This is a genomic window from Micromonospora parva (assembly GCF_000718515.1).
Classification (GTDB): Bacteria; Actinomycetota; Actinomycetes; order Mycobacteriales; family Micromonosporaceae; genus Micromonospora; species Micromonospora parva.
In genome coordinates this window covers 114,657-135,676 of record NZ_JNZS01000005.1, presented here as the reverse complement: position 1 = coordinate 135,676, position 21,020 = coordinate 114,657, and the positions used below count along the sequence as shown (strand labels likewise).

Annotated in this window: 17 protein-coding genes and 1 tRNA gene; 3 read left to right on the top strand and 15 right to left on the bottom strand. The window is 69.5% G+C overall.

Annotated features, from left to right (window positions below):
- Positions 1-172: 172 nt before the first annotated feature.
- From IF22_RS34925 to IF22_RS0107575, 3 genes are all read right to left on the bottom strand, one after another.
- Complete coding sequence (locus IF22_RS34925) at positions 173-1,480, bottom strand: hypothetical protein (protein ID WP_167337277.1); 1,308 nt, start codon at positions 1,478-1,480, stop codon at positions 173-175.
- 345 nt (positions 1,481-1,825) lie between these two features.
- On the bottom strand, positions 1,826-3,727 hold the full coding sequence (locus tag IF22_RS34920) for a Druantia anti-phage system protein DruA (protein WP_167337276.1): 1,902 nt from the start codon (positions 3,725-3,727) through the stop codon (positions 1,826-1,828).
- A 976-nt stretch (positions 3,728-4,703) separates the two neighbouring features.
- Positions 4,704-4,787 (bottom strand) — tRNA-Tyr (locus IF22_RS0107575).
- Between the two features lie 147 nt (positions 4,788-4,934).
- On the opposite strand from IF22_RS0107575, the gene IF22_RS0107570 reads away from it, so the two are divergent.
- Entirely contained in the window at positions 4,935-5,429 is a 495-nt protein-coding gene (locus IF22_RS0107570) for a YajQ family cyclic di-GMP-binding protein (protein WP_030329827.1), read from the top strand.
- A gap of 179 nt (positions 5,430-5,608) precedes the next feature.
- Here the strand turns inward: IF22_RS0107570 and IF22_RS0107565 are convergent, their stop codons facing one another.
- The 9 genes from IF22_RS0107565 to IF22_RS0107525 form a co-directional block, all read right to left on the bottom strand.
- Positions 5,609-6,868, bottom strand: a complete 1,260-nt coding sequence (locus IF22_RS0107565) for an MFS transporter (protein ID WP_030329826.1) — start codon at positions 6,866-6,868, stop codon at positions 5,609-5,611.
- 137 nt (positions 6,869-7,005) lie between these two features.
- A complete protein-coding gene (gene htpX, locus IF22_RS0107560; RefSeq protein ID WP_030329825.1) occupies positions 7,006-7,881 on the bottom strand; it encodes a zinc metalloprotease HtpX in 876 nt (291 codons plus the stop codon).
- A 116-nt stretch (positions 7,882-7,997) separates the two neighbouring features.
- Positions 7,998-9,485, bottom strand: coding sequence for an NADH-quinone oxidoreductase subunit N (locus tag IF22_RS0107555; RefSeq protein WP_030329824.1), 1,488 nt, complete (start codon positions 9,483-9,485; stop codon positions 7,998-8,000).
- A complete protein-coding gene (locus IF22_RS0107550; RefSeq protein ID WP_030329823.1) occupies positions 9,482-10,990 on the bottom strand; it encodes a complex I subunit 4 family protein in 1,509 nt (502 codons plus the stop codon). Before IF22_RS0107550 ends, IF22_RS0107555 begins: the two co-directional genes overlap by 4 nt.
- A complete protein-coding gene (locus IF22_RS0107545; protein WP_030329822.1) occupies positions 10,987-12,918 on the bottom strand; it encodes an NADH-quinone oxidoreductase subunit 5 family protein in 1,932 nt (643 codons plus the stop codon). Before IF22_RS0107545 ends, IF22_RS0107550 begins: the two co-directional genes overlap by 4 nt.
- On the bottom strand, positions 12,915-13,277 hold the full coding sequence (gene nuoK, locus IF22_RS0107540) for an NADH-quinone oxidoreductase subunit NuoK (RefSeq protein ID WP_030329821.1): 363 nt from the start codon (positions 13,275-13,277) through the stop codon (positions 12,915-12,917). Before nuoK ends, IF22_RS0107545 begins: the two co-directional genes overlap by 4 nt.
- Complete coding sequence (locus tag IF22_RS0107535; RefSeq protein WP_030329820.1) at positions 13,274-13,867, bottom strand: NADH-quinone oxidoreductase subunit J family protein; 594 nt, start codon at positions 13,865-13,867, stop codon at positions 13,274-13,276. The genes nuoK and IF22_RS0107535 overlap by 4 nt, the downstream gene beginning before the upstream one ends.
- Before the next feature lie 25 nt (positions 13,868-13,892).
- Positions 13,893-14,489 carry a NuoI/complex I 23 kDa subunit family protein gene (locus IF22_RS0107530; RefSeq protein ID WP_030329819.1) on the bottom strand — a complete coding sequence of 199 codons (597 nt, stop codon included), beginning with the start codon at positions 14,487-14,489 and terminating at the stop codon, positions 13,893-13,895.
- A gap of 103 nt (positions 14,490-14,592) precedes the next feature.
- Positions 14,593-15,021 carry an ester cyclase gene (locus IF22_RS0107525; RefSeq protein ID WP_030329818.1) on the bottom strand — a complete coding sequence of 143 codons (429 nt, stop codon included), beginning with the start codon at positions 15,019-15,021 and terminating at the stop codon, positions 14,593-14,595.
- 89 nt (positions 15,022-15,110) lie between these two features.
- On the opposite strand from IF22_RS0107525, the gene IF22_RS0107520 reads away from it, so the two are divergent.
- A complete protein-coding gene (locus IF22_RS0107520) occupies positions 15,111-16,130 on the top strand; it encodes a glutathione S-transferase family protein (protein ID WP_030329817.1) in 1,020 nt (339 codons plus the stop codon).
- A 521-nt stretch (positions 16,131-16,651) separates the two neighbouring features.
- On the opposite strand, the gene IF22_RS0107515 is transcribed toward IF22_RS0107520, so the two are convergent.
- Together IF22_RS0107515 and IF22_RS0107510 are read right to left on the bottom strand one after the other, a co-directional pair.
- Complete coding sequence (locus tag IF22_RS0107515; RefSeq protein WP_030329816.1) at positions 16,652-17,614, bottom strand: complex I subunit 1/NuoH family protein; 963 nt, start codon at positions 17,612-17,614, stop codon at positions 16,652-16,654.
- The gene (locus IF22_RS0107510; RefSeq protein ID WP_081883738.1) at positions 17,614-18,372 is read right to left on the bottom strand and encodes an NADH-quinone oxidoreductase subunit C; all 759 of its coding nucleotides are present in this window, start codon (positions 18,370-18,372) and stop codon (positions 17,614-17,616) included. Before IF22_RS0107510 ends, IF22_RS0107515 begins: the two co-directional genes overlap by 1 nt.
- Before the next feature lie 105 nt (positions 18,373-18,477).
- Here IF22_RS0107510 and IF22_RS0107505 point away from each other — a divergent pair, with 105 nt between their 5' ends.
- Entirely contained in the window at positions 18,478-19,524 is a 1,047-nt protein-coding gene (locus tag IF22_RS0107505) for a glucose 1-dehydrogenase (RefSeq protein ID WP_030329814.1), read from the top strand.
- Positions 19,525-19,540: 16 nt separating this feature from the next.
- On the opposite strand, the gene IF22_RS0107500 is transcribed toward IF22_RS0107505, so the two are convergent.
- Positions 19,541-20,857 carry a DUF2252 domain-containing protein gene (locus tag IF22_RS0107500; RefSeq protein WP_030329813.1) on the bottom strand — a complete coding sequence of 439 codons (1,317 nt, stop codon included), beginning with the start codon at positions 20,855-20,857 and terminating at the stop codon, positions 19,541-19,543.
- Positions 20,858-21,020 lie beyond the last annotated feature (163 nt).

The window sequence follows — 21,020 nt, the reverse complement described above, 5'->3', positions numbered from 1 at the left end:
TTCTTTGCGACCATCTGCCGGGCTAGTTGTGGAGCACGAGGCCCCTTGAAGCTAGCGCCAAGGAAGCCGCTAAGAACATGGACTGGATCTGCACTTGTAGTCGCAGTACTAAACCCAAGCTTCATGGATACATTGTTCTGAAACCAGGGTGTCAGTTCGAGACCGGACACCTCTACCATCGGTTCACCTCGAATGCGGGATGCTTACCGCTGAAGGCAGTGATCCGTGTCCTAATGCCGGTTCGGTGGTCGAATACAGAAATCTGGGGATCACCGTCAGGCCGGGCAGGTGCACTGCCGATGAACAGGTCTAGCGCAGCATCCAACGCCTCTTGGCGTCTATCTGCGTGAATCGACCTTTGTTCCTGCAACTGAAGCCAGGTTGGGTAGTCGACGACTAGAACATTGCCCCGTTGCCCTGGCCATCCAAATTCAAGGCGAGTAGGAACAAACCCAGCGGAATCCACTCCGTGGTCTTCGGATGCGTAGGGGATTCTGATCTGAACAGCATCGCTATTGTATGTCTGACTGGCTGCCAGGACGCGTGGGCGTTCGACAGCAGTGAGCACGTGATGCTGGCTCAGGTAGAGGCGCCGGTCGTCGTTATCGTTAAGTCGGTACCTATTGATGAGGGCAACGATGCGGCGAGCGGCAGCGAGAGAATCCTCCCGCGCCACCTCTAGGAGGCTCGTATAGCCTGGGATCCGGGATTGCCGTGCCACCAATGCTGCAGCGTCAACATGAGGCGAAAGGAAAAACCAGGCCCTCTTTGCTGCACTGAAGGCGCGGAGAGCTTCACCTGATTCTTCGGCATGCTGGCGGAACGGGGCAATCAGCAAGGCTGCAGGTGGCACGGCCGCTCCTATGGCATCTCCGAGCCACAACTGAACGTCGACCGAGCCCTCAGCTGCGTTGACCGGGTCAAATTCCCTGGAGATTGCCTTCCCGAGCCAGTTCTCATCCGAGAAGACGCGGGACCACCACCATCCCGGAAGCCTCTCCATGTCGCTGGCGGCGGGAGGGCATTCCCAGCCGAAAAATAGGTCGACCAGGAACATCCAGAGGTCCCGAGCCGTCATCCGTGTACCGGAGTGAGCCAACAGGCGCAGCAACTCTGTTAGACGAACTGCTGCTGTGTTAGAGGATTGAAGCAGGTCGCGTCCGACAGTCCGTGGACATGTGGTGACATCTTGGCAACCTTCGCAAGCCACGACGGCGGGTAGCAACCGGTCCAAGGCCTTCGCGACGAATTCGCCATGGACCAGTTGGCGCCCAGCAAGGTTGACCAACAAGAAGCCATCAGGGTCCGGGGCTTCGTCACCTCGCGCCCGTGCGTGGGCCACGTCCCGCAACAGAGCATAGACACCGTTAGGTTGAAGAGCGGCCAGCGAGGCTAGGGGGCCTTCATTCAAGGTAATGACGAGTTGAGCGCTTGCGCTGAGCGCAGCCGAGGTCCAAGCAAGGATTGCCTCATCGCTCACGGCCGCGGCATCACGGATGAACACCCTCTCGCCAGGTCTTACACGTGGCGGCTCGTCCGAGTCAGGCTCTAGAGTGTTCCGTCGCCTCGCTGCGGCCATAGCAGTAACAGCAAGGTGGCTCTTACCGTCTCCGGCGTTCCCTGTGAGAACTACATGGCGTCCACTGTCGAGAGCGCTGGCCAGGAGGTCAGCCAAAGGGTCTTCGACGTTCAGCCGCCGACGTACGTCCTCGGGCCATGAGTCGGCGTAGATCTCGCCCCGTCTGAACAGCGCAGTGAGGGCTTCAAGTCTCTCGCTCGTCGGAACCACGACCCCTTCAGCCTCTGAAGAACCGGTCCGGGGAATCTACCCGACCTCGCCGAGACCAACAGGCCGCTGTCCCATTTGGTCCAAAAGCGACAATTGGCGTGCCGCAAATTGAGGCTGCGGCGTCGCCGCTTCCAGTTCGTTGACCTGGCGTAGCAGCCCGTGTAGCTCATCCAGGAGGTCAGGTGCCACACGGGCTTCTCGGGCGAGTTGAGAGACCTGCCCCCTGACCCACCGCTCCCACCACTGATGTGCGATCTCCTGGGCAGAGATACCCAATCGGCCAGGTGCCGGCGCAGGGCGCCATCCCAGCAACACTCCCCCGGGGTCCTCAACCAACGACAAGGCGTACAGAGGCCTTCGCGTGTCGTGGCGGCGGAGGTCGGGAAGACCCAGTCCCGAGAGCGCCTTCCCGATTGCCCGGAAACGAGCGCTAGCCCCCTCTCCGAAGGTTCGTGTGATGTGAGAGTAACCATCTACCGCCTCATTGAAGGCGTCCACTGCATCGACCGTGTCGGCCGCCACATGAAAAGAGCCATACCCCATGGTCTCGCCGATTCGGCGCCACTTTCGTGCGCCGCTGGAAGCGCGGTTATATTGAGAACTGTGCCCTGGATACAAACCACTCGTGAAAACCACAAGGGGGCCAGGGTTGGGCACCTTATCTCGCACGTGGGGCTCATACACTGTGGTGGCAATCTCCCCCAGTGGACGATCCCTGCCCCAAGCGTTCAACACGACTTCACTTCCGGCAAGAGCGGCAGCCAACTTACCAACACGCAGTGCCCCGAATGGCGGAGCCGCCCCGCAGATGCTCATCTCGAGCGCAACAAATCCCATGTGGTAGTGCCAGAGTTTCCTCAGACCCGTGTCAACCCTCCGGCGGATTTCTGAATCGGTCCGCATCAGTCGACTCGGATAGGGATCGGACTGACATTCAGAAAGACCAGCAAGCCCTAGGCTAAGGTTGGCGGCTGTCTCTGCGCGCTTCGTAATGGCCAGATGCTTGCGTGCTTCGGCTGGGCGACCCTCTTGGCGAAGGCGGTTGTAACGATCACGGGACGCGCTGGCGAGCGCGGCCAACTGATCCGCCTGATCCACACCGCCCTTCATCGAGATACTGGGAAGTCCCTCCAGGTTCACTGATCCGAGGAGGTTTCGGAGCACTGCTGCGGTTGCCTCGACTGCGGCTCGTTCGTCGGGTTGCTTTGCAAGCCGATCGACATAGCCGCCTGCTCCCCCAGTCGCGTTGCGGGCTGTCATCCCCAGCCAGGTGTCTCGCTGCCGAACACCTGGAACGACATTGCGGAACTGAGCGACGGCCATCGGAGTGCTCGGCCAACGCCGATCAGTCAGCACGATTGACACTTCGCGACCTGGCGCACTGGCGTCTGGTGTCATGGACCAGGTTGTCCGTACGCCCCGCCAAAGCAGGCGAGCAGACCCCGACTGCGCGATTTGGATGGAGAGATCGGGAGGAGCCTCCTCCAGCGCGGACACGACCTTACCCGGTTGATAATCCACCATGGTCAGGCTGGTAATGAACTTTTCAAGCGCCTTCCGCTGACTAGCCTCTCTTACCGCGTTGAGGCGCGCCTGGCGATAGAGCATCCTCAGTGCGTGCCGCCTGCGGACCTCATCTAGGTTCTGAGCCTCGAGGAGCGGAGCAAGGACCAGCTTCCGGTCTTGGACAAGTGGGTAGTATCCGGAGTTAATGTAGTCGCGAAGGATTAGCAGCGACAAACGGAGCGCTCGCGACGAAGTATTGTCGCCACCGATGCCCACCACGGCACTTTCCAGCCGTGCCGAGATTTGCGACTGTGGAAGCCCCGTGATTGAACACACCACATCGTCAAACTCGATGATCCGCGCACCGAGCTTTGCCGGCGTAAAATCAATGAGTTTGTTGACGGGGATAATGAGTTCGTCGCGCTGGTCCACCCCATGAGGGTAGCTGCTCAGGTCGAGGGTGTGAAGCAACGTCTTCGCTGCCAGGCGGACCGTTCCCTGTACATCCTCGGTACTCACAGGACGGCGCACTCCTCGGTTCGTCTTGCGGCGGGCAGGGACTGCCCGACCCCGGCACTCTAGCGGCCAGGTGCGACGAGGTCCTGTAACCGGGTGGTCGGCGATGGCGCCGGACACCAGGAGGAGGTCGGACGTCTAGAAGCGCCACGCCATACCCGATCTTGGGCTCGAGACGGGCTTCCCCTCGGAAGCCTTCTGGCCTTCTAATCCTCGTCGTCTGATGGCTCGCCCCGCCCGCCGGCTCAGGGAAATCCGCTCCGGCAGCGCCGGTACCACGGGCCGCAACACGTCAGTCAGCAGCAACCGCACAGCGGGAGCCGGGACGACCGTTGAGGGACAGATCAGGTACCGGTTCCCCTCTCCCTGCTACCACGCTGCTGCCGATTTGCTCTTTTCTGGATCAAGGCGCCGCGCTTCGCGCGGCGCGGGCGGTGAGCCGGCCGGCGGCAAGCCGCCCCGGCCGCCTCCGGCGCCGGGGCGGAGAGCCACCGACTACCGCCGGACCGCCGCCCCGAACTTCACTGATCCAGACGCAGCACGACCACGGCCAGGCGGCACGGAAGCCGGCGAGTCAACCTGATCGAGGGCCAGGGCTTCCGACTGCCGCGCCAGTCCAACCCCGGGACTGGCTTGCCCCCGGCCTAGCCCCGCAGTCAGCGAAGCCCACAAGCAGCCCTCAGCCGGTCACTCCAGGCGTGTTCACGCCGAGCCGACAACTCCCCAGAGCACGAGCGTTCCCAGCCCCAGAGAAGCCCTGACGGGCAAGATCGACCTGCCCACCATCTGCCCACAGCCAGTCGTCAAAGGCTGGACTCAGCCGGACTCGGCTAGATCAACGACAACGGCCCCCGATCAGCATCTCTGCTGGTCAGGGGCCGTTGTCCGCACCTGGTGGCGGGTAGAGGATTCGAACCTCTGAAGCTTTCGCGACGGATTTACAGTCCGCTCCCATTGGCCGCTCGGGCAACCCGCCAGGGCACCCCACCGCGTCGCAACGCGGCGGCGGAAGCAAGAATAGCGGCTCCCCCCGGCACCAACGCAACCGGGTACCGTCAGGGGGTCGTGCCGCTGGTCGGCGGCCGACGGCAGGCCCAGACCGCCGGACAGCAGGAGCAGAAACATGGCAGCGAACCCGTCGTTCGACATCGTGAGCAAGGTTGACCGTCAGGAGGTCGACAACGCCCTTCGGCAGGCGGAGAAGGAGCTTGCGACGCGGTTCGACTTCCGCGGCACCGGCGCTGAGATCTCCTGGTCTGGCGAGGAGGCGATCGGTCTTCAGGCGGAGACCGAGGAGCGTGTCCGCGCCGCGCTGGACGTGTTCAAGGAGAAGCTCGTCAAGCGGAACATCTCGCTGAAGTCGCTGGATGCTGGGGAGCCGCGCCCGTCGGGCAAGATCTTCAAGATCGACTGCAAGGTGATCCAGGGCATCGAGGCGGACAAGGCCAAGGCCATCAGCAAGAAGATCCGCGACGAGGGTCCCAAGGGCGTGCAGGCGCAGATCCAGGGCGACCAACTGCGGGTGACCGGCAAGAAGCGCGACGACCTGCAGGCCGTCATCTCGCTGTTGAAGGGCGAGGATTTCGGCGTGGCCCTTCAGTTCAACAACTACCGCTGACGGCTGTCCACGGCGAGCCGACCTGGGGACGCAGCGCATCCGGGTGAGATCGACTCGGGTTCCTGAAAGTCGGGGCATCCAAGCGACTGGGTCACCGCGACATTCAGAAACCTGAGTCGATCAAGCACGATCCGACTACGGCACGGGCCGACCGAGACGCCCGCTAGGTACGCACGTGGTCAGGCGGGGACGGGCTGTTCGGTGCGTACCGCTGTGGTTTCCGCGCGGGCGATGGGCCCGGCGGGCAGTGCGGCGACCACGGCACCGACGGCGACCGCCGCCCCGGCGAACAGGAACGCCCAGCGGACGCCGCCGGCGTGATCCACGATCACGCCGGCCACCGAGCCGCCGGCCGCGCTGGACGCCACCGCGACGGTGACCACCCAGGTGTACGCCTCGTTCAGCATGCCGGTCGGGGCGATCCGGCCGACCAGGGTGTTCTCCAGGGTCAACGCGGGCGCGATGGTGGCCCCGCCGGCGACCAGGGCGACACCCAACGCCAGCGGGGTGGGCATCACCGCGAACACGGCGAAGGTGGCCGCCAGCGCGGCGAGCAGGAAGGCGAACTGCCGGGTCATGTTCGGTGCTGGCCGCCGGACGCCGAACCAGAGCCCGCCGAGGGCGCTGCCGATCCCCCAGACCGCGAGGAGCACACCGGCGAGGCTCTCCGGGTCGTCGGTGGCGTGGTCGCTCGCGAACGCCGGCACGATCACCCCGGCGGCCCCGAACGCGATGCCCAGGCCGGCCACGCAGATCAGCAGGGCCGGGAAGCCGGGGACCCGCAGCGGGCCGAGCCCGCGGGCGTGGTGTTCGCGCGGGTGCGGGCGCCAGCCGCGCATGACCCGGCCGAGGGCCACGGCGGTCGTGCCGAACAGGGTGACCACCGCCGCACCGATCAGCGCGGCTGACGCGTCGGCGACGAGGACGAAGCCGGCGACGAGCAGTGGGCCGAGGACGAAGACGATCTCGAAGAGTGTGGTCTCGGCGGCCATTGCCGTGTTGCGGAGGTGGGAACGGCCGGAGTTGGGGCTGGTCAGGTCGTTCCAGGCGCCTCGAATGGCGGCGGTGAGTGGCGGGTAGGTGGCGCCGGCCACGCCTGCGGCGAGGTAGATGACGGGGAGAGCGTCGTCGCCGGAGCGGCTGGCCAGCAGCAACCCGATGAGCGCCAGTGGGTGGGCGACGGCGGTGAGCAGCAGGACGGGGGTGGGGCCGACCCGGTCGGCGACCCGTCCGGCGATCGGGCTGAGCGCGGCACCGGCGAGGGCGTAGATACCGCCCGCGATGGCGGCCAGCGAGTAGCGCCCGGTCACCTGTTCGACCACCAGGAGCAGCGCCAGGGGGGTCATACCGATTCCGAGCCGCCCGATGATGCCGGTGACCAGCAGCATGGGCGCCCCGGGGATCCGCCAGACACCCAGGTACTGACGCAGCGCGGTCACCGTGAACCTCCCGAGGGTGTAATGAGCGTGAGCCGTTATGACCCTAACGCCACCGCCGGGCGGGTAGACAACGGAAATACAGCAGTCCGCCCGTACCCGGCGTGGCCGGGTACGGGCGGAGGCGGTCGATCAGCGGGTCAGCGCTGGAACTGGACCGGCCCCGAGTTGCGGGCCATCTGCTCCAGCCGGGCCACGCGGTCCTCCATCTTCGGGTGCGTGGAGAAGAGCGCGGCCATGCCGCCACCCCGGAACGGGTTGGCGATCATGAGGTGGGCGGTGCTGGTGAGCTGGCCCTGGGCCGGCAACGGCCGGCGTCGGGCCACCGCGTCGATCTTGCGCAGCGCGCTGGCCAGGGCCAGCGGGTCGCGGCTCAACTCGGCGCCCGAGGCGTCCGCCTGGAACTCGCGGCTCCGGCTGATCGCCAGTTGGATCACCGTGGCGGCGATCGGGCCCAGGATCAGAGTGAGCAGCAACACAGCCGGGTTCGGGCGGTCCTCGTCGTCCCCGCCGCCCAGCGGGATGAAGAAGGCGAGGTTCGCCAGCAGGGTGATGATGCTGGCCAGGCCGGCCGCCACGCTGGAGATCAGGATGTCCCGGTTGTAGACGTGGGACAGCTCGTGCCCGATCACACCGCGCAGTTCGCGGTAGTCGAGGATCTCGGTGATGCCCTGGGTCACGCAGACGGCCGCGTGCTGCGGGTTACGACCGGTGGCGAAAGCGTTGGGCTGCGCGGTCGGGCTGACGTAGAGGCGCGGCATCGGCTGCCGGGCGTCGGCGGCCAACTCCCGGACCATCCGGTACAGCTCGGGGAACTGCGCCTCGGTGACCGGTTGCGCCCCCATCGAGCGCAGCGCGAGCTTGTCGGAGTAGAAGTAGGTGACGCCGTTCATGACCAGAGACACGAGGACGGCGATGACCAGGCCGCCGCTGCCGCCGAACCAGTAGCCCACCGCCAGGATCAGGGCGCTGAGCAGGCCAAGCAGCGCTGCGGTCTTCAGACGGTTGTGGTGCACGATGTCTCCTTCGGTGCACGGATCGCCGGGATCCGCTGACCGGTGTAACAACCCGGTACCCACCAACCATCCGTTACAACGCTGAGAGTTCACTGAGACCGAAGTCGCAGGTCAGGTCAACGGCCGGCCAGGTCGAGCACCAGTTGCGGGGCGACACCCAGCACCACGGCGGCCACCGTCGCCACCGCCAGCACCACCGCCACCACACCCACCACGGGTACGGCCGCAGCGCCCCCGACGTTCGGGGCGGCGAGGGGCGTCGGTGCCCACAGCGCGGCGGCCACCCGCAGGTAGTAGGCGAGGCCGATCACGGCGTTCAGCGCCACCACCAGCGCCAGCCACGCCGCGCCACCGTCCAACAGCGCCCGGACCACTGTCACCTTCGCGAACAGGCCGGCCAGCCCCGGCGGCAGACCGGCCAGACCCACCAGCGCGAGACCGAACGCCGCAGCCCGCCACGGATGCCGGCGGGCCGCGCCGCGCAGGTCGTCCACCGTGCCGCCGTCCGCGCCCGCCGGCCGCAGGGCCGTCAACCCGGCGAAGGCGGCAAGCTCCAACACCACGAAGAAGACGGCGTACGCCACGGCGGCCGCGTACGCGGCGGACCGCGCCTCGTCGGTGCGCCCGACGGCCAACGCCAACGCTCCCAGCGGGGCGAGGATGTAGCCGGCCTGCGCGACTGACGACCAGGCGAGCAGCCGGACGGTCCGCCGCTGACGCAGCGCCACCAGGTTGCCCACGGTCATGGTGAGCACCGCGAGCACCGCGAGCACCGGGCCGGTCTGGTCGGCGGGCAACGCCCGCTGCACCACGGCGAGGAGGGCGATCAGGCCGCCCAGCTTCGACGCGGTGGACAGGTACGCGGCCACCGGCAGCGGCGCGCCGTCGTAGGTGGCCGGCGCCCAGGCGTGGAACGGGACCGCCGCCACCTTGAACGCCAACCCGACCAGCAACACCGCCACCGCGGCGCTGGTCAACGGCAGGTCCCGCAGCTCAGGCTGCTCGGCGAGCAAACCGCCGAGCCGGTCCAGGTGCAGCCCGCCGGTCACCGCGTACAGCAGCGCCGCGCCGAGCAGGGTCAGCGTCGTCGCCACCACGCTGACCACGAAGAAGGTCAACGCCGCCTCGGCGCTGGCGAGGCTCCCCCGACGCAGGCCGACCAGCACGTACAGCGGCAGGGTCAACGTCTCCAGGGCGACGATCAGCGTGATCAGGTCACCGGCCGCGCCGAGCACCACGCCGCCGGTCATCGAGCAGGCCAGCAGGAAGGCATACTCCCCAACCGGTGACCGCCCGGCCCGCAGCGCCGGCACCGACAGTCCGAGCACACCCAGCGTCAGCAGTGCGACCACCGCGCCGACCAGTGCCGCGCGACCGCCGAAGATCCATGAGCAGTCGGCGCCCACGCAGAACGTGCGCCGCTCGGCACCCGCCCCGACCAGCGCGGAAGCGACGGCGGTGCCGAGCGCGCCGAGCGCTGCCACCGCGATGGTGGCCCGTGGCCGCGCCACGAGCAGGTCGGTGATGAGGACGAGCACGGCCGTGCCGGCGGCCAGGTAGGCCGGGAGCAGCGCGACGCTGTCCACGCTCTGCACGACGTTCATGGTTTGACCACCCCGATGAGGGCGTCGACGGGGGCCTCGGCGACACCGAGGACCAGTGTCGGCGCCAGCCCGATGGCCAACGCGAGCAGCACCAGTGGCACCCAGGCGGTCAACTCCGCCCCGGCCAGGCCGGCGCCCACCTGCCCGACGGCGGGGCTCGGTCGGTTGTGGGTGACCTGGCGCAGCAACCGCAGGAAGTACGCGGCGGTGAGCGCCCCCCCGATCGCCGCCAGCACCCCGAGGGTGGTCCAGAGCGGGCCGCCCACCTGCAGTGCGGCGACCACCGCGAACGCCTCACCCCAGAAGCCGGCCAACCCGGGCAGGCCCAGCGACGCGATCGCCGCGAACGCGAGCAGACCCGCCAACCGGGGCGCGGTCTCCCGCAGCCCGGACAGCTCCGCGAGCGCACCCGTGCCGGTACGGTCCTTCACCGCCCCGGCCAGGAAGAACAGCAGGCCGGTGATCACGCCGTGCGCGACGTTGCCGATCAACGCCGCCTGGATGCCGGTGGCGGTCAGCGTGGCGACGCCGAGCAGTACGAAACCCATGTGCCCCACGCTGGAGTACGCGATGAGCCGCTTCACGTCCGACTGGGCCAGGCAGACCAGCGAACCGATCAGGATCGCGGCGACGGCCAGCACGCCGAGCACCGGCGCCGCCCAGCGGGCACCCTCCGGCGCCACCCCGACCGCGACCCGGATCAGACCGTACGTGCCCATCTTGAGCAGCACACCGGCCAACACGACACTGCCCACGGTGGGTGCCTGGGTGTGCGCATCGGGCAGCCAGGAGTGCAGCGGCCACAGCGGGCTCTTCACCGCGAAAGCCAACGCCAACAGCGTGAACGCGGCCAACTGGGTGCCCCTGGACAACCCCGCCCCACCGGTCAGCGTCACCAGGTCGGCGGTGCCGGCGGCGGCGACCACGACGTACACGCCGACCAGCAGCAGCACCGACCCGAACAGTGTGTAGAGGGCGAACTTCCGGGCGGCCCGACGCCGGTCCGCGCCACCCCAGCCGGCGATGATCGCGTACATCGGCAGCAGGACGACCTCGAAGAAGAGGAAGAACAGCACCAGGTCCAGGGCGAGGAAGGTGCCCAGGATGCCCACCTCGACCACCAGCAGCAACGCGACCAACGCCCGGCCACTGCCGCCGCCGGGCACCCGCCACATCGTGTACGCGCAGCAGAGCAGCGTGAGCAGCGCCGTCAACACCACCAGCGGCCAGGAGATGCCGTCGACGCCGAGGTGGAAGCGCAACTCCAGGCCAGGCACCCACGGCAGATCCAGTTGGTGCCACGGGAGCACCGCCGGAGCGCCAGCCGACCAGGCGACCCAACCTCGACCGCCGAACACCAGCGGCACCGCCGCCAGCAGGGTCAACGCCGCCGCGATCGTACCGACCAGGCGGGCTGCCCGGTCCCGGGGCGTTGCCGCCACCGCGACCGCGCCCAGCGCCGGCAGCGCCAGCACCGCGACCAGCAACCCCTGCCCGACACTCATCGGGTTCCTCCAATGACCGCAGCGGCCAGGCCGATGAGCAGCGCGCCGGCCAGCACACCGGCGGCGGCTCGGGGCAGCGCCGCGCGGTGCAGCGCGGCCAGCCCCGCACCCAGACCCGACGCGGCTCGGCCACTGCCCTCGACAGCACCGTCCACCAGCACCTCGTCACCGGTGTGCACGACACGGGCCAGTGCGCGCACGGGGCGTACGACAAGGGTGTGCTGGACGTCGTCGAGCCGGAACGCGCTGGCGAAGACCGGCCGCAGCGGACCCAGCGCGGCGGCCGGGTCGGCCGCCCGGTCACGACGCCAGCCCAGCGTCACCAGCCCGGCGCCGAGTAGCAGGAACGCGAGCGGCAGCAGCACCCCCGAACCCAGGTGGACCAGGCCGTCCTCGGAACCCGCCACCGGGACGGTGGGGAACCGCAGGCGGTTGGCGAACGCCCCGACGAACCCGGCCAGACCGAGCAGCGCGGCCGGCACGGCCAACAGCACCACCGGCCAGCGCAGCACCGCCGGCGGGTCGTGCGGCCGAACCAGGGGCAGGCGCGCAGTGCCGAAGAAGGCGCGCAGCAGCAGCCGACCGGCGTACCAGGCGGTGACGGCAACGCCGACCAGCCCGGCGACCCAGACGATCCAGCCCACCCAGGACGGCGCCGGGCCGGTGCCCTCCAACGCCGCCGACTCGGCGACCGTCAGTACGCCGTCCTTGCTCCAGAAACCGGCCAACGGCGGCACTCCGGCCAGCGCACCCAGGCCCACCACAGTGCACCAGAACGTCACCGGCATGCTGCGCCGCAGCCCGCCCATCTCCGACATCAGGGTGGTGCCGACGGCGTGGATCACGACGCCGGCGGCGAGGAACAGCAGCGCCTTGAAGGCGGCATGGGTGAGCAGGTGGAACAACGCGGCCGACGGTGAGCCGACCGCCAGCGCCCCGGTCATGTAGCCCAACTGGGACACTGTCGACCAGGCCAGCACGCGTTTGATGTCGTCCTGGGCGGTGGCGGCGAGCGCGCCGAGCAGCAGCGTGATCGCGCCGAGCACCCCCAGCACTGTCAGCGTCACCGGCGCTGCCGTGAACAGCGGGTAGAGCCGGGCCACCGCGTACACCCCGGCGGCGACCATCGTCGCGGCGTGGATCAGCGCGGAGATCGGGGTCGGACCGGCCATCGCGTCCGGCAGCCAGGTGTGCAGCGGGAACTGCGCGCTCTTGCCGGCCACACCGGCGAGCAGCAGCAGGCCTGCGGCGGTCAACGTCGCGCCGGAGTGGTCGTGGGCGAGCACGTCGGCGATCCGGAAGCTGCCCGTCGACACACCCAGCAGCGCGATGCCGAGCAGGAACCCGACGTCACCCACCCGGGTCACCAGGAACGCCTTCATGGCGGCGGCGGGCGCGCCGGCCAGTCGGCGGTCGTGGGCGATGAGCAGGTACGAGCAGAGGCCCATCACCTCCCAGCCGACCAACAACATGATCAGGTCGCCGGCGACCACCACCAGCAACATGGCACCGGTGAAGAGGCTGATCTGGGCGGCGTAGGGCGGATAGCGGTGATCGACGTCGACATCGTCGTGCGGGCCGCGCCGCAGGTAGCCGATCGAGTAGACCTGCACGGCCAGGGCGACAGCGGTGACCGCCACCGCGACCAGCGCGGCGGCGCCGTCCAGCCGTACGCCGAGAGTCACCGCCAGCCCGCCGAAGTCGACCCAGGTGGCCGACGTCTCCGTCGGCCGGTCGACGGTGAGCAGCAGCGCGACGGCCAGCGCCAACGCGCCGGCCGCACCGGTCACGCCGAGCGTCACGGCCGCCGCCCGGGCCCGGTCGCCGCCGGTCGCGTTCTCGCGCCGGGAGGCCGCGGGCAGCAACAGGCCGAGCAGCCCGGCGACCAGCGGTACGGCGGGCAGCAGCGCCCCGAGCAGCCCGCTCACCGGCCCGCCTCCGAATCCAGGACGGCCGGCTCGCGCCCGCCGACCGGCGGCGACGGCTCGGTCAACGGCACGTCATCCACGGCGACGGTCGCGCGTAGCCGGTAGAGCTGAAGGACGATCGCCAGCCCCACCCCGATCTCCGCGGCGGCGAGGACGATGACGAACAGGGCGAAGACCTGCCCCGAGTGTGGGAGCACGGCGCGGGCGGTGGTGTCCGCGGTGACCAGGATCAGGTTGACCGCGTTGAGCATCAACTCGACGGACATCAGCACCAGCACCGCGTTGCGGCGACGCAGCACGCCGTACACGCCGAGACCGAACAGCAGCGCGGCGGTGACGTACGGGATGACCGGCCTCACCGGCGCCCCCCGGGCTCGCTGTCGACCAGGTCGGCTGCCCGGCCGTCGCCGGGCGGGCCGGCGCGGCCTGCCCGGCCGTCGCCGGGCGGGCCGGCGCGGCCGATGTCCGGCCGGGACAGCACGATCGCGCCCACCAGGGCGGAGAGCAGCAGCACCGAGAGCACCTCGAACGGCAACACCCAGGACTGGAAGATCTGCTCACCCAGCCGCTCGGCGGTGCCGGCGGGCGGCAGCGTGACGGTGCTCCAGCGGTACGCGTCGACCAGCAGGACGGTCAGCCCCAGCCCGGCGCCGCCACCGATCAGCGCGGCCGGCCAGCCGGGCCGGTCCAGGTCGTCGGAGGCGCCGATCGGAGCCCGGGTCAGCATCACCGCGAACAGCAGCAGGACCACCACCGCGCCCACATAGATCAGCACCTGCACCCAGGCCACCAACTCGGCGCTGAGCACCAGGAAGTCACCGGCCAACGCGCCCAGGCACACCACCAGGTAGAGCCCGGCCCGGACGAGGTGTTTCGTGGTCACCACCAGCACGCCGGCGCCGACCGCCACCGCACCGAGGGCGAGCAGCAGCACATCCGCGCCGGTCACCGGGCCGCCCCTGCAGCTCGGGCGGTCACGACGCCGGGTCCTGGTCGGCGTCGGGGCGTACCGCTGGCGGAGCGGGACGTGCGGCGGCGGCCTTGCGCGCGGCGGAGGTCTCCTCCTTGGCCGGCTCGCCGTTCGGGTCGTGCGCGGGCGGCGGCGGAACGGTGGCCATCCACTGACCGAGGTGGTCCTTGTCGTGCAGCAGGTCCTTGATGTCGTACTCGGCGTACTCGAACTCCGGCGACCAGTAGAGCGCGTCGAACGGGCAGACCTCGATGCAGATGCCGCAGTACATGCAGAGCGAGAAGTCGATGTCGAACTTGTCGAGCACGTTGCGCTGGCGGGGGCGGGCGGCGCCGGGCACCGCCACCTCCTCCTTGTGCGAGTCGATGTAGATGCACCAGTCCGGACACTCGCGGGCGCAGAGCATGCAGACCGTGCAGTTCTCCTCGGACAACGCGATCACACCGCGCGAGCGCGGCGGCAGGTCGGGAGCGGTGTCCGGGTACTGCTGGGTGGTCGAACGGCTGGTCATCGTCTTGAGGGTGACCGCCAGCCCCTTCACCAGGCCCGCGCCGGGAAGGCCGCGTTCGCTGGTGTCACCACGCTCGCTGGGGTCGCTCATGTCGACCATCCTGCCCTGTGGCCCCGGCGCGCGCGACCACCACCCACAGGTCCACGAACGGAGGGCTCACCCGAGGAGCACGGTCAGCTGCGGATCAACCGGATCACGCCCCGGGTCCGCCGACGGCTGCCGGTGGGAGCATCTCGACACCGAGTTGTTGCAGCAGTTGGAACAGCTCGTTGCAGCTCCACACCTCGACGATCCGGCCCGCCGGGTCGAAGCGCAGGAACGTCGCCCCCGAGTAGCTGACCACCTGCCCGGTCGGCGGCACCGGCCCGAACTGCCCGACGTGGGTGCCGGCGGCCCGCCAGTGCACGGCCACCCGCTCACCGGCCGCGACCACGTCGACGATCTTGTAGCGCAGGTCGGGGAAGGCCGCGCGGCGCTCGCGATGCCAGGCCAACGTCGCCTCCGGGCCGGTGCCGCCCAGCCCCGGGCATTCCTCGGCCACCAACTCGTACGCCGACTCCTCTCGGCGGGCGTTCCACACATCGGTGATGAACCGCCGGGCCGCCGCCTCCACATCCGTCATGCCGGCGAGGGTATCCGGGCTCACCGCGTCGATCGGTCGGAGATCGGTAAGGATGGGGTGCAGGGCAGCAACACGACCGGGAGGCTGACGTGGGCGAGGAAAAAGGCGGCAAGTACGTCGAGCCGGGCGGCGAATTCACCCGCGACCAGCGGTACATCGCCACCCGGATCACCGAGGACGGGCGCGACGGATACCCGGTCGAGCCGGGCCGGTACCGGCTGGCGGTCAGCCGGGCCTGCCCGTGGGCCAACCGGCTGATCATCGTGCGGCGGTTGCTCGGCCTGGAGGACGCCATCTCGATGGCGGTCGCCGGCCCGACCCACGACGCCCGGAGCTGGACCTTCGACCTCGACCCGGACGGGCGGGACCCGGTGCTCGGCATCGAGCGCATCCAGGAGGCGTACTTCAAGCGCTTCCCCGGCTACGAGCGCGGCATCACCGTGCCGGCGATCGTGGACGTGCCGACCGGGCAGGTGGTGACCAACGACTACGCGCAGATGAGCCTGGACCTGTCCACGCAGTGGGGGGCGTACCACCGCGAGGGTGCCCCGCAGCTCTACCCCGAGCACCTGCGGGAGCAGATCGACGAGGTCAACGCCGTGGTGTTCCGGGACGTCAACAACGGCGTCTACCGGTGCGGGTTCGCCGGCAGCCAGGAGGCGTACGACAAGGCGTACCACCAGCTCTTCGACCGGCTGGACTGGCTCACCGAGCGGTTGACCGACCAGCGTTACCTGGTCGGCGACACCATCACCGAAGCCGACGTGCGGCTGTTCACCACGCTGGTCCGCTTCGACCCGGTCTACCACGGCCACTTCAAGTGCAACCGGCAGAAGCTGAGTGAGATGCCGGTGCTGTGGGCGTACGCCCGGGACCTGTTCCAGACCCCCGGGTTCGGCGACACCATCGACTTCGACCACATCAAGCGGCACTACTACGAGGTGCACCGCGACATCAACCCGACCGGCATCGTTCCGCTCGGCCCCGACCTGTCCAACTGGCTCACCCCGCACGGCCGGGAAACGCTCGGTGGCCGCCCCTTCGGCGACGGCACCCCGCCACCACCCCCGGCCGAGCCGGTGGACCCCGCGCACACCCCGCTGCGCTGAGCGGCCCACCTCGCCGCCCGGCTCGTCGCTCGTCGCCCCGGCTCGTCGTCAAGATCCGCGCAACATCAGGGATGTTGGTGTCTCCCGCCTGCCGGAGGCAGCAACATCGGGGAAGTTGCGCGGATCTTCGGGGGTCGGGCGTGGGGCGTGGGGTCGTCAGGCGTGGGACGTGAGGGCGGCCGGGCTCGCCAGTCTTGGGCCTGGGCGGGGAGTGGGCTAAGGACGCTTTCGAGCTGAATCGTTTGTGACATCGGGCGGTATCTCGGCCGCCGCAGCCGCAGCCGCAGCCGCAGCCGCAGCGAACGATTCGTCTACGACATCAGCTCGAAAGCGGCTCTCGGGACCACCTCAGAGCGCCGCGTCGAGCGATCCGGCCCGACTCGCGCAGGATGATCGCGCTCGATCACTGATGTAGTGGTTGTCCGCGCCGACCGACACCACTGCAACCAGGATCGAACGCGATCACCCGGCGCGCGAGGGCCGGGCAGTGCCGCGCGGAGACCAGGCACTGCCGCGCTAGGTCAGAGGGCGATGCGGACGGCCGCGGTGAGGACCAGCTGAGCCAGGGACGCGGGGACCAGCACCAGCCAGCAGAGGCGTTGCAGCTGGTCCTCGCGGAGCCGGGGGTAGGACACCCGGAGCCAGATGATCACGAAGGAGACCGCGAAGATCTTGAGTAGCGTCCACAGCCAGCCGAGCTGGTCATCGGCGAACGGGCCCTGCCAACCGCCCAGGAACAGCACAGTGGTCAGCGCGGCGATCACCACGATGCCGACGTACTCGGCGAGCAGGAAGAACGCGAACCGCAGCCCGGTGTACTCGGTCATGTAGCCGAAGACCAGCTCCGAGTCGGCCACCGGCATGTCGAACGGCGGCCGACGGATCTCGGCCAGCCCGGCGACGAAGAAAATGATCATCGCGGGTGCCTGCCAGAGCAGCCACCACGGCTGCCACGCCTCGACGATTCCCGACAGGCTGAGCGTGCCGGCGGCCATCGCCACCGACGCGGCGGCCAGCACCAGCGGCAGCTCGTACCCGAGCAACTGGGCCGCCCCGCGCAGGCCGCCGAGCAGGCTGTACTTGTTGGCCGACGCCCACGCCGACATCAGCACCGCCACCACACCGACGCCGACCACCGCCAGCACGAAGAAGAGGCCGATGTCCAACGGTTGCCCGACCAGGTCGTTCGGGCCGAGCGGAATGACCAGCAGCACCAGCAGGTAGGGCACCAGGGCCACCGCTGGCGCCAGCCGGAACACCGCCCGGTCCGCCTCGCGCGGCGTGATGTCCTCCTTCTGCACGAACTTGACCCCGTCGGCGACGAGCTGCGCCCAACCGTGGAAGCCGCCCGCGTACATCGGGCCGAGCCGGCCCTGCATGTGCGCCATCACCTTGTGCTCGGCCTGGCCGACGAGCAACGGCAGGGTGAGGAACGCAACCACCACGCCGCCGATCCGGAGCACCAACTCCACCCAGAGCGGCATCAGGGCGTACCCCCGTCGCGGTCGCTGCGGTCGGCGGGAGCCGGGGCGTCGGCGGTGCCGGCAGGCCGGGGAGTACGCGCCGGACGGGCCCCCGGGGCGGGCCGGGCCGGACGCTCACCGGCCGGTCTGGCCGGGGTGCCGCCACGCGGGCCCTCCCCCACACCACCGGCGCCAGCCGGGGTGGGCGTGGGCCCCCACTCGCCCGGAGCGGGAACGCCCGGCGGACGGATCGGTCGGCGCCCTCCGCCGGCCTCCGACTCGCCCGGCTCCTTCGCACCCGGCCACGGTTTCGCCACCCGGGAAGCGAGCACAAACTCCTTACGCAGCGGATGCCCCTCGAACTCCGGGGGCAACAGCAGCGGCAGCAACTCCCCGTGGCCGGCGAAGTCGATGCCGAACATCTCGTGCGTCTCCCGCTCGTGCCAGGCGGCACCGGGGTAGACGTCGACCACCGAGTCGACGGTGGGTGCGTCGCGCGGCACCCGGGTACGCAGCAGCACCCCGTGGCGCAGTCGGCTCGACCAGAGGTGCGCCACCACGTCGAAGCCGTCGGCCAACTCGTCGACGGCGGAGAGCCAGTCGAAGAAGTCGCAGGCCAGCTCAGTGTCGTCACGGGCGGCGGACACCGCGGCCAGCCAGCTCGCCGGAGGTACGTCGACGGTGGCCCGGGCGAACCGTTGCCCGCCGGAGACCGACGGGGTCACCGCGACCGGCGCGAGCAGCGCGACCAGTCGAGCGCCGACCTCTTCGGGAGTCATGCCGCTGATCCTAGTGCCGGCCGGGCCCGCACCTGCCCGCCGCCGACGCCAGCCGATCTCGCGGCTTTGGACGCGGTGCACGTCCCGGCGGGGAAAGATGAGGGCGTGCGCGCTGTGACGGTGAGACCCGGGGTCGCCAACTCGCTGAGCCTCGTCGAGGATCAGCCGGAACCGCCTGCCGAGGAGGGCGCTGTCCTCGTGGAGGCGCTGGCGGTGGGGATCTGCGGCACCGACCACGAGATCATCGCCGGGGAGTACGGCGATGCGCCGCCGGGCGCGGACCGCCTGATCATCGGGCACGAGTCACTGGGACGGGTGATCGAGGACCCGAGCGGAACCGTGCAACCCGGCGACCTGGTGGCCGGGATCGTCCGGCATCCCGACCCGGTGCCCTGCCCGAACTGCGCGGTCGGCGAGTGGGACATGTGTCGCAACGGCCAGTACACCGAGCACGGCATCAAGGCGCTACCCGGGTTCGCCCGCGACAGGTGGCGGATCGAACCCCAGTTCGCGGTCAAGCTCGACCCGGCGCTGGCCCAGGTCGGGGTGCTGCTGGAGCCGACAAGTGTGGTGGCGAAGGCGTGGGACCACATCGAGCGGATCGGGCACCGGGCCGAGTGGCAGCCGCAGACCGTCCTGGTCACCGGGGCCGGGCCGATCGGGTTGCTGGCCGCGTTGCTCGGCACCCAACGTGGGCTCGCCGTGCACGTGCTGGACCGGGCCACCGATGGGCCGAAGCCGGAGCTGGTCGCCGGGCTCGGCGCCACCTACCACGCGGTGCCGGTCAACGACCTGCCCTTCGAACCGGACGTGGTGATCGAGTGCACCGGCGCGCCCACAGTGGTGCTCGACGTCATGTGCAAGGCGGGCCCGACCGGGATCGTCTGCCTGGCCGGGGTGTCCAGCGGTGGTCGGATCATCGACTTCGACGCCGGGGCGCTCAACCGGTCCCTGGTGCTGGAGAACAACGTGGTGTTCGGCTCGGTGAACGCGAACCGGCGGCACTGGAACATGGCCGCGCAGGCGCTCGCCCGCGCCGACCAGGTCTGGCTCGAGTCACTGATCACCCGGCGGGTGCCGGTGAACCGGTACGCCGACGCGTACACCCCCGGGCCGGACGACATCAAGGTGGTGCTGGAGTTCGCCTCCTGAGCGACGCCGCGCCCGATCAGATGCCCGGCAGGCGCCCGTTGCGGAACAGGTCGACGAAGAGCTGGTGGTCCTGGCGGGCACGCACCCCGTACGCGTGCGCGAAGTCCACCAGGTGGTCGACGAAGCCCGCCTCGTCGGCGTCCACCGCCGCGACGATGGCCTCCTCGGTGGAGTAGTCCACCAGGTCGTGGCTGGACTCGTCGTCGGCCACCGAGTGCATCCGGGCCACCGCCCGACCCAGGTCGACGAGCACCCCGGTCAGTTCCTCCGGCTCGTTCACGTCCGACCAGTCCAGGTCGGCGGCGTACGGGGAGACCTCGGCGACGAGCTGACCGGCCCCGTTCAGCTCGGTGAAGCCCAACCACGGGTCGGCGTGCGCCTGCAACGCCCGCTGCGACTCGGCGGTCCGGTGCCCCTGGTGCTGGAAGTAGCCGCGGACCGACTCGTCGGTGACGTACCGCGCCACGGCCGGGACCTGCGCCTGCTTCATGTAGATGACGACGTCGTTCTCCAGCGCCTGGGTGTGCCCCTCCAGCAGCAGGTTGTACGACGGCAGCCCGGCCGAGCCGATGCCCACCCCCTTGCGCAGCACCACGTCCTTGATCCGGGCCGCCACCGGGCGGAGCTGCGTCGAGGCGGCCGGCAGGGTGCCCAAATAGTCGTGGAAGGCGGCGCTGACCAGGTCCCGGGTGGCGGCGTCGATCTCGAAGACCCCGTCGCCGATGGAGAAGCGTCGCTCGTAGTTGTCGATGGTGGTCTGCGCGGCGAGCAGGTCGACGCGGGTGTTGAGCCGGGCCCGCTGCAGCACCCGGCGCAGCACCCCGTCGGCGTTGTCCAGCGTGATCGAACCGATCGCGTCGTCACCGCCGGCGGCGATGGCCCGCAGTTCGGTCAGGTACGACCTGGCGAAGCCGGCCACCAACTCCCCGATCGCGGTGTCGGAGAGCGCCTTGCCGTAGCCGAGCAGCGCCACGCTGGCCGCCAGCCGGCGCAGGTCCCAGGTGAACGGCCCGACGTACGCCTCGTCGAAGTCGTTGACGTTGAACACCAGCTGCCCGGAGGCGTTCATGTAGGTGCCGAAGTTCTCCGCGTGCAGGTCACCGTGGATCCACACCCGGCTGGTCCGCTCGTCGAGATACCTGTCATCGGCGAAGTCGCCGAGCTGGTCGGCGTAGAACAGCGCGGCGCTGCCCCGGTAGAACGCGAACGGCGAAGCCGCCATCTTGCGGAACTTGCGGCGGAAGGCGGCCGGGTCGATCGCCATCGACGCGCCGAACTCCTCGGTGAGCACGTCGACGATGTGGGCGGAGCGCTGGTCAGCTGAGCTGCTCATACTGCGCAGGCTAGTGCGGCGGGTCCATAACGGGGTGGCGAACGACCCGGCCATCGATGATGCTGTCTGGGTCACGGAGCGGGGGCCCGGATTCCACGGTTACGTCCGTCGATCGTGTCGTCGCCACGGGCGGCGGCAGGTCCCCTCGCCGGGCGTCGACCTT

Coding starts and splice junctions, on each gene's coding strand:
- IF22_RS0107570 (WP_030329827.1), top strand. CDS start 4,935: ATGGCAGCGAACCCGTCGTTCGACATCGTGAGCAAGGTTGACCGTCAG.
- IF22_RS0107555 (WP_030329824.1), bottom strand. CDS start 9,485: ATGAACGTCGTGCAGAGCGTGGACAGCGTCGCGCTGCTCCCGGCCTAC.
- IF22_RS0107550 (WP_030329823.1), bottom strand. CDS start 10,990: ATGAGTGTCGGGCAGGGGTTGCTGGTCGCGGTGCTGGCGCTGCCGGCG.
- IF22_RS0107530 (WP_030329819.1), bottom strand. CDS start 14,489: ATGAGCGACCCCAGCGAGCGTGGTGACACCAGCGAACGCGGCCTTCCC.
- IF22_RS0107525 (WP_030329818.1), bottom strand. CDS start 15,021: ATGACGGATGTGGAGGCGGCGGCCCGGCGGTTCATCACCGATGTGTGG.
- IF22_RS0107515 (WP_030329816.1), bottom strand. CDS start 17,614: ATGCCGCTCTGGGTGGAGTTGGTGCTCCGGATCGGCGGCGTGGTGGTT.
- IF22_RS0107510 (WP_081883738.1), bottom strand. CDS start 18,372: ATGACTCCCGAAGAGGTCGGCGCTCGACTGGTCGCGCTGCTCGCGCCG.
- IF22_RS0107500 (WP_030329813.1), bottom strand. CDS start 20,857: ATGAGCAGCTCAGCTGACCAGCGCTCCGCCCACATCGTCGACGTGCTC.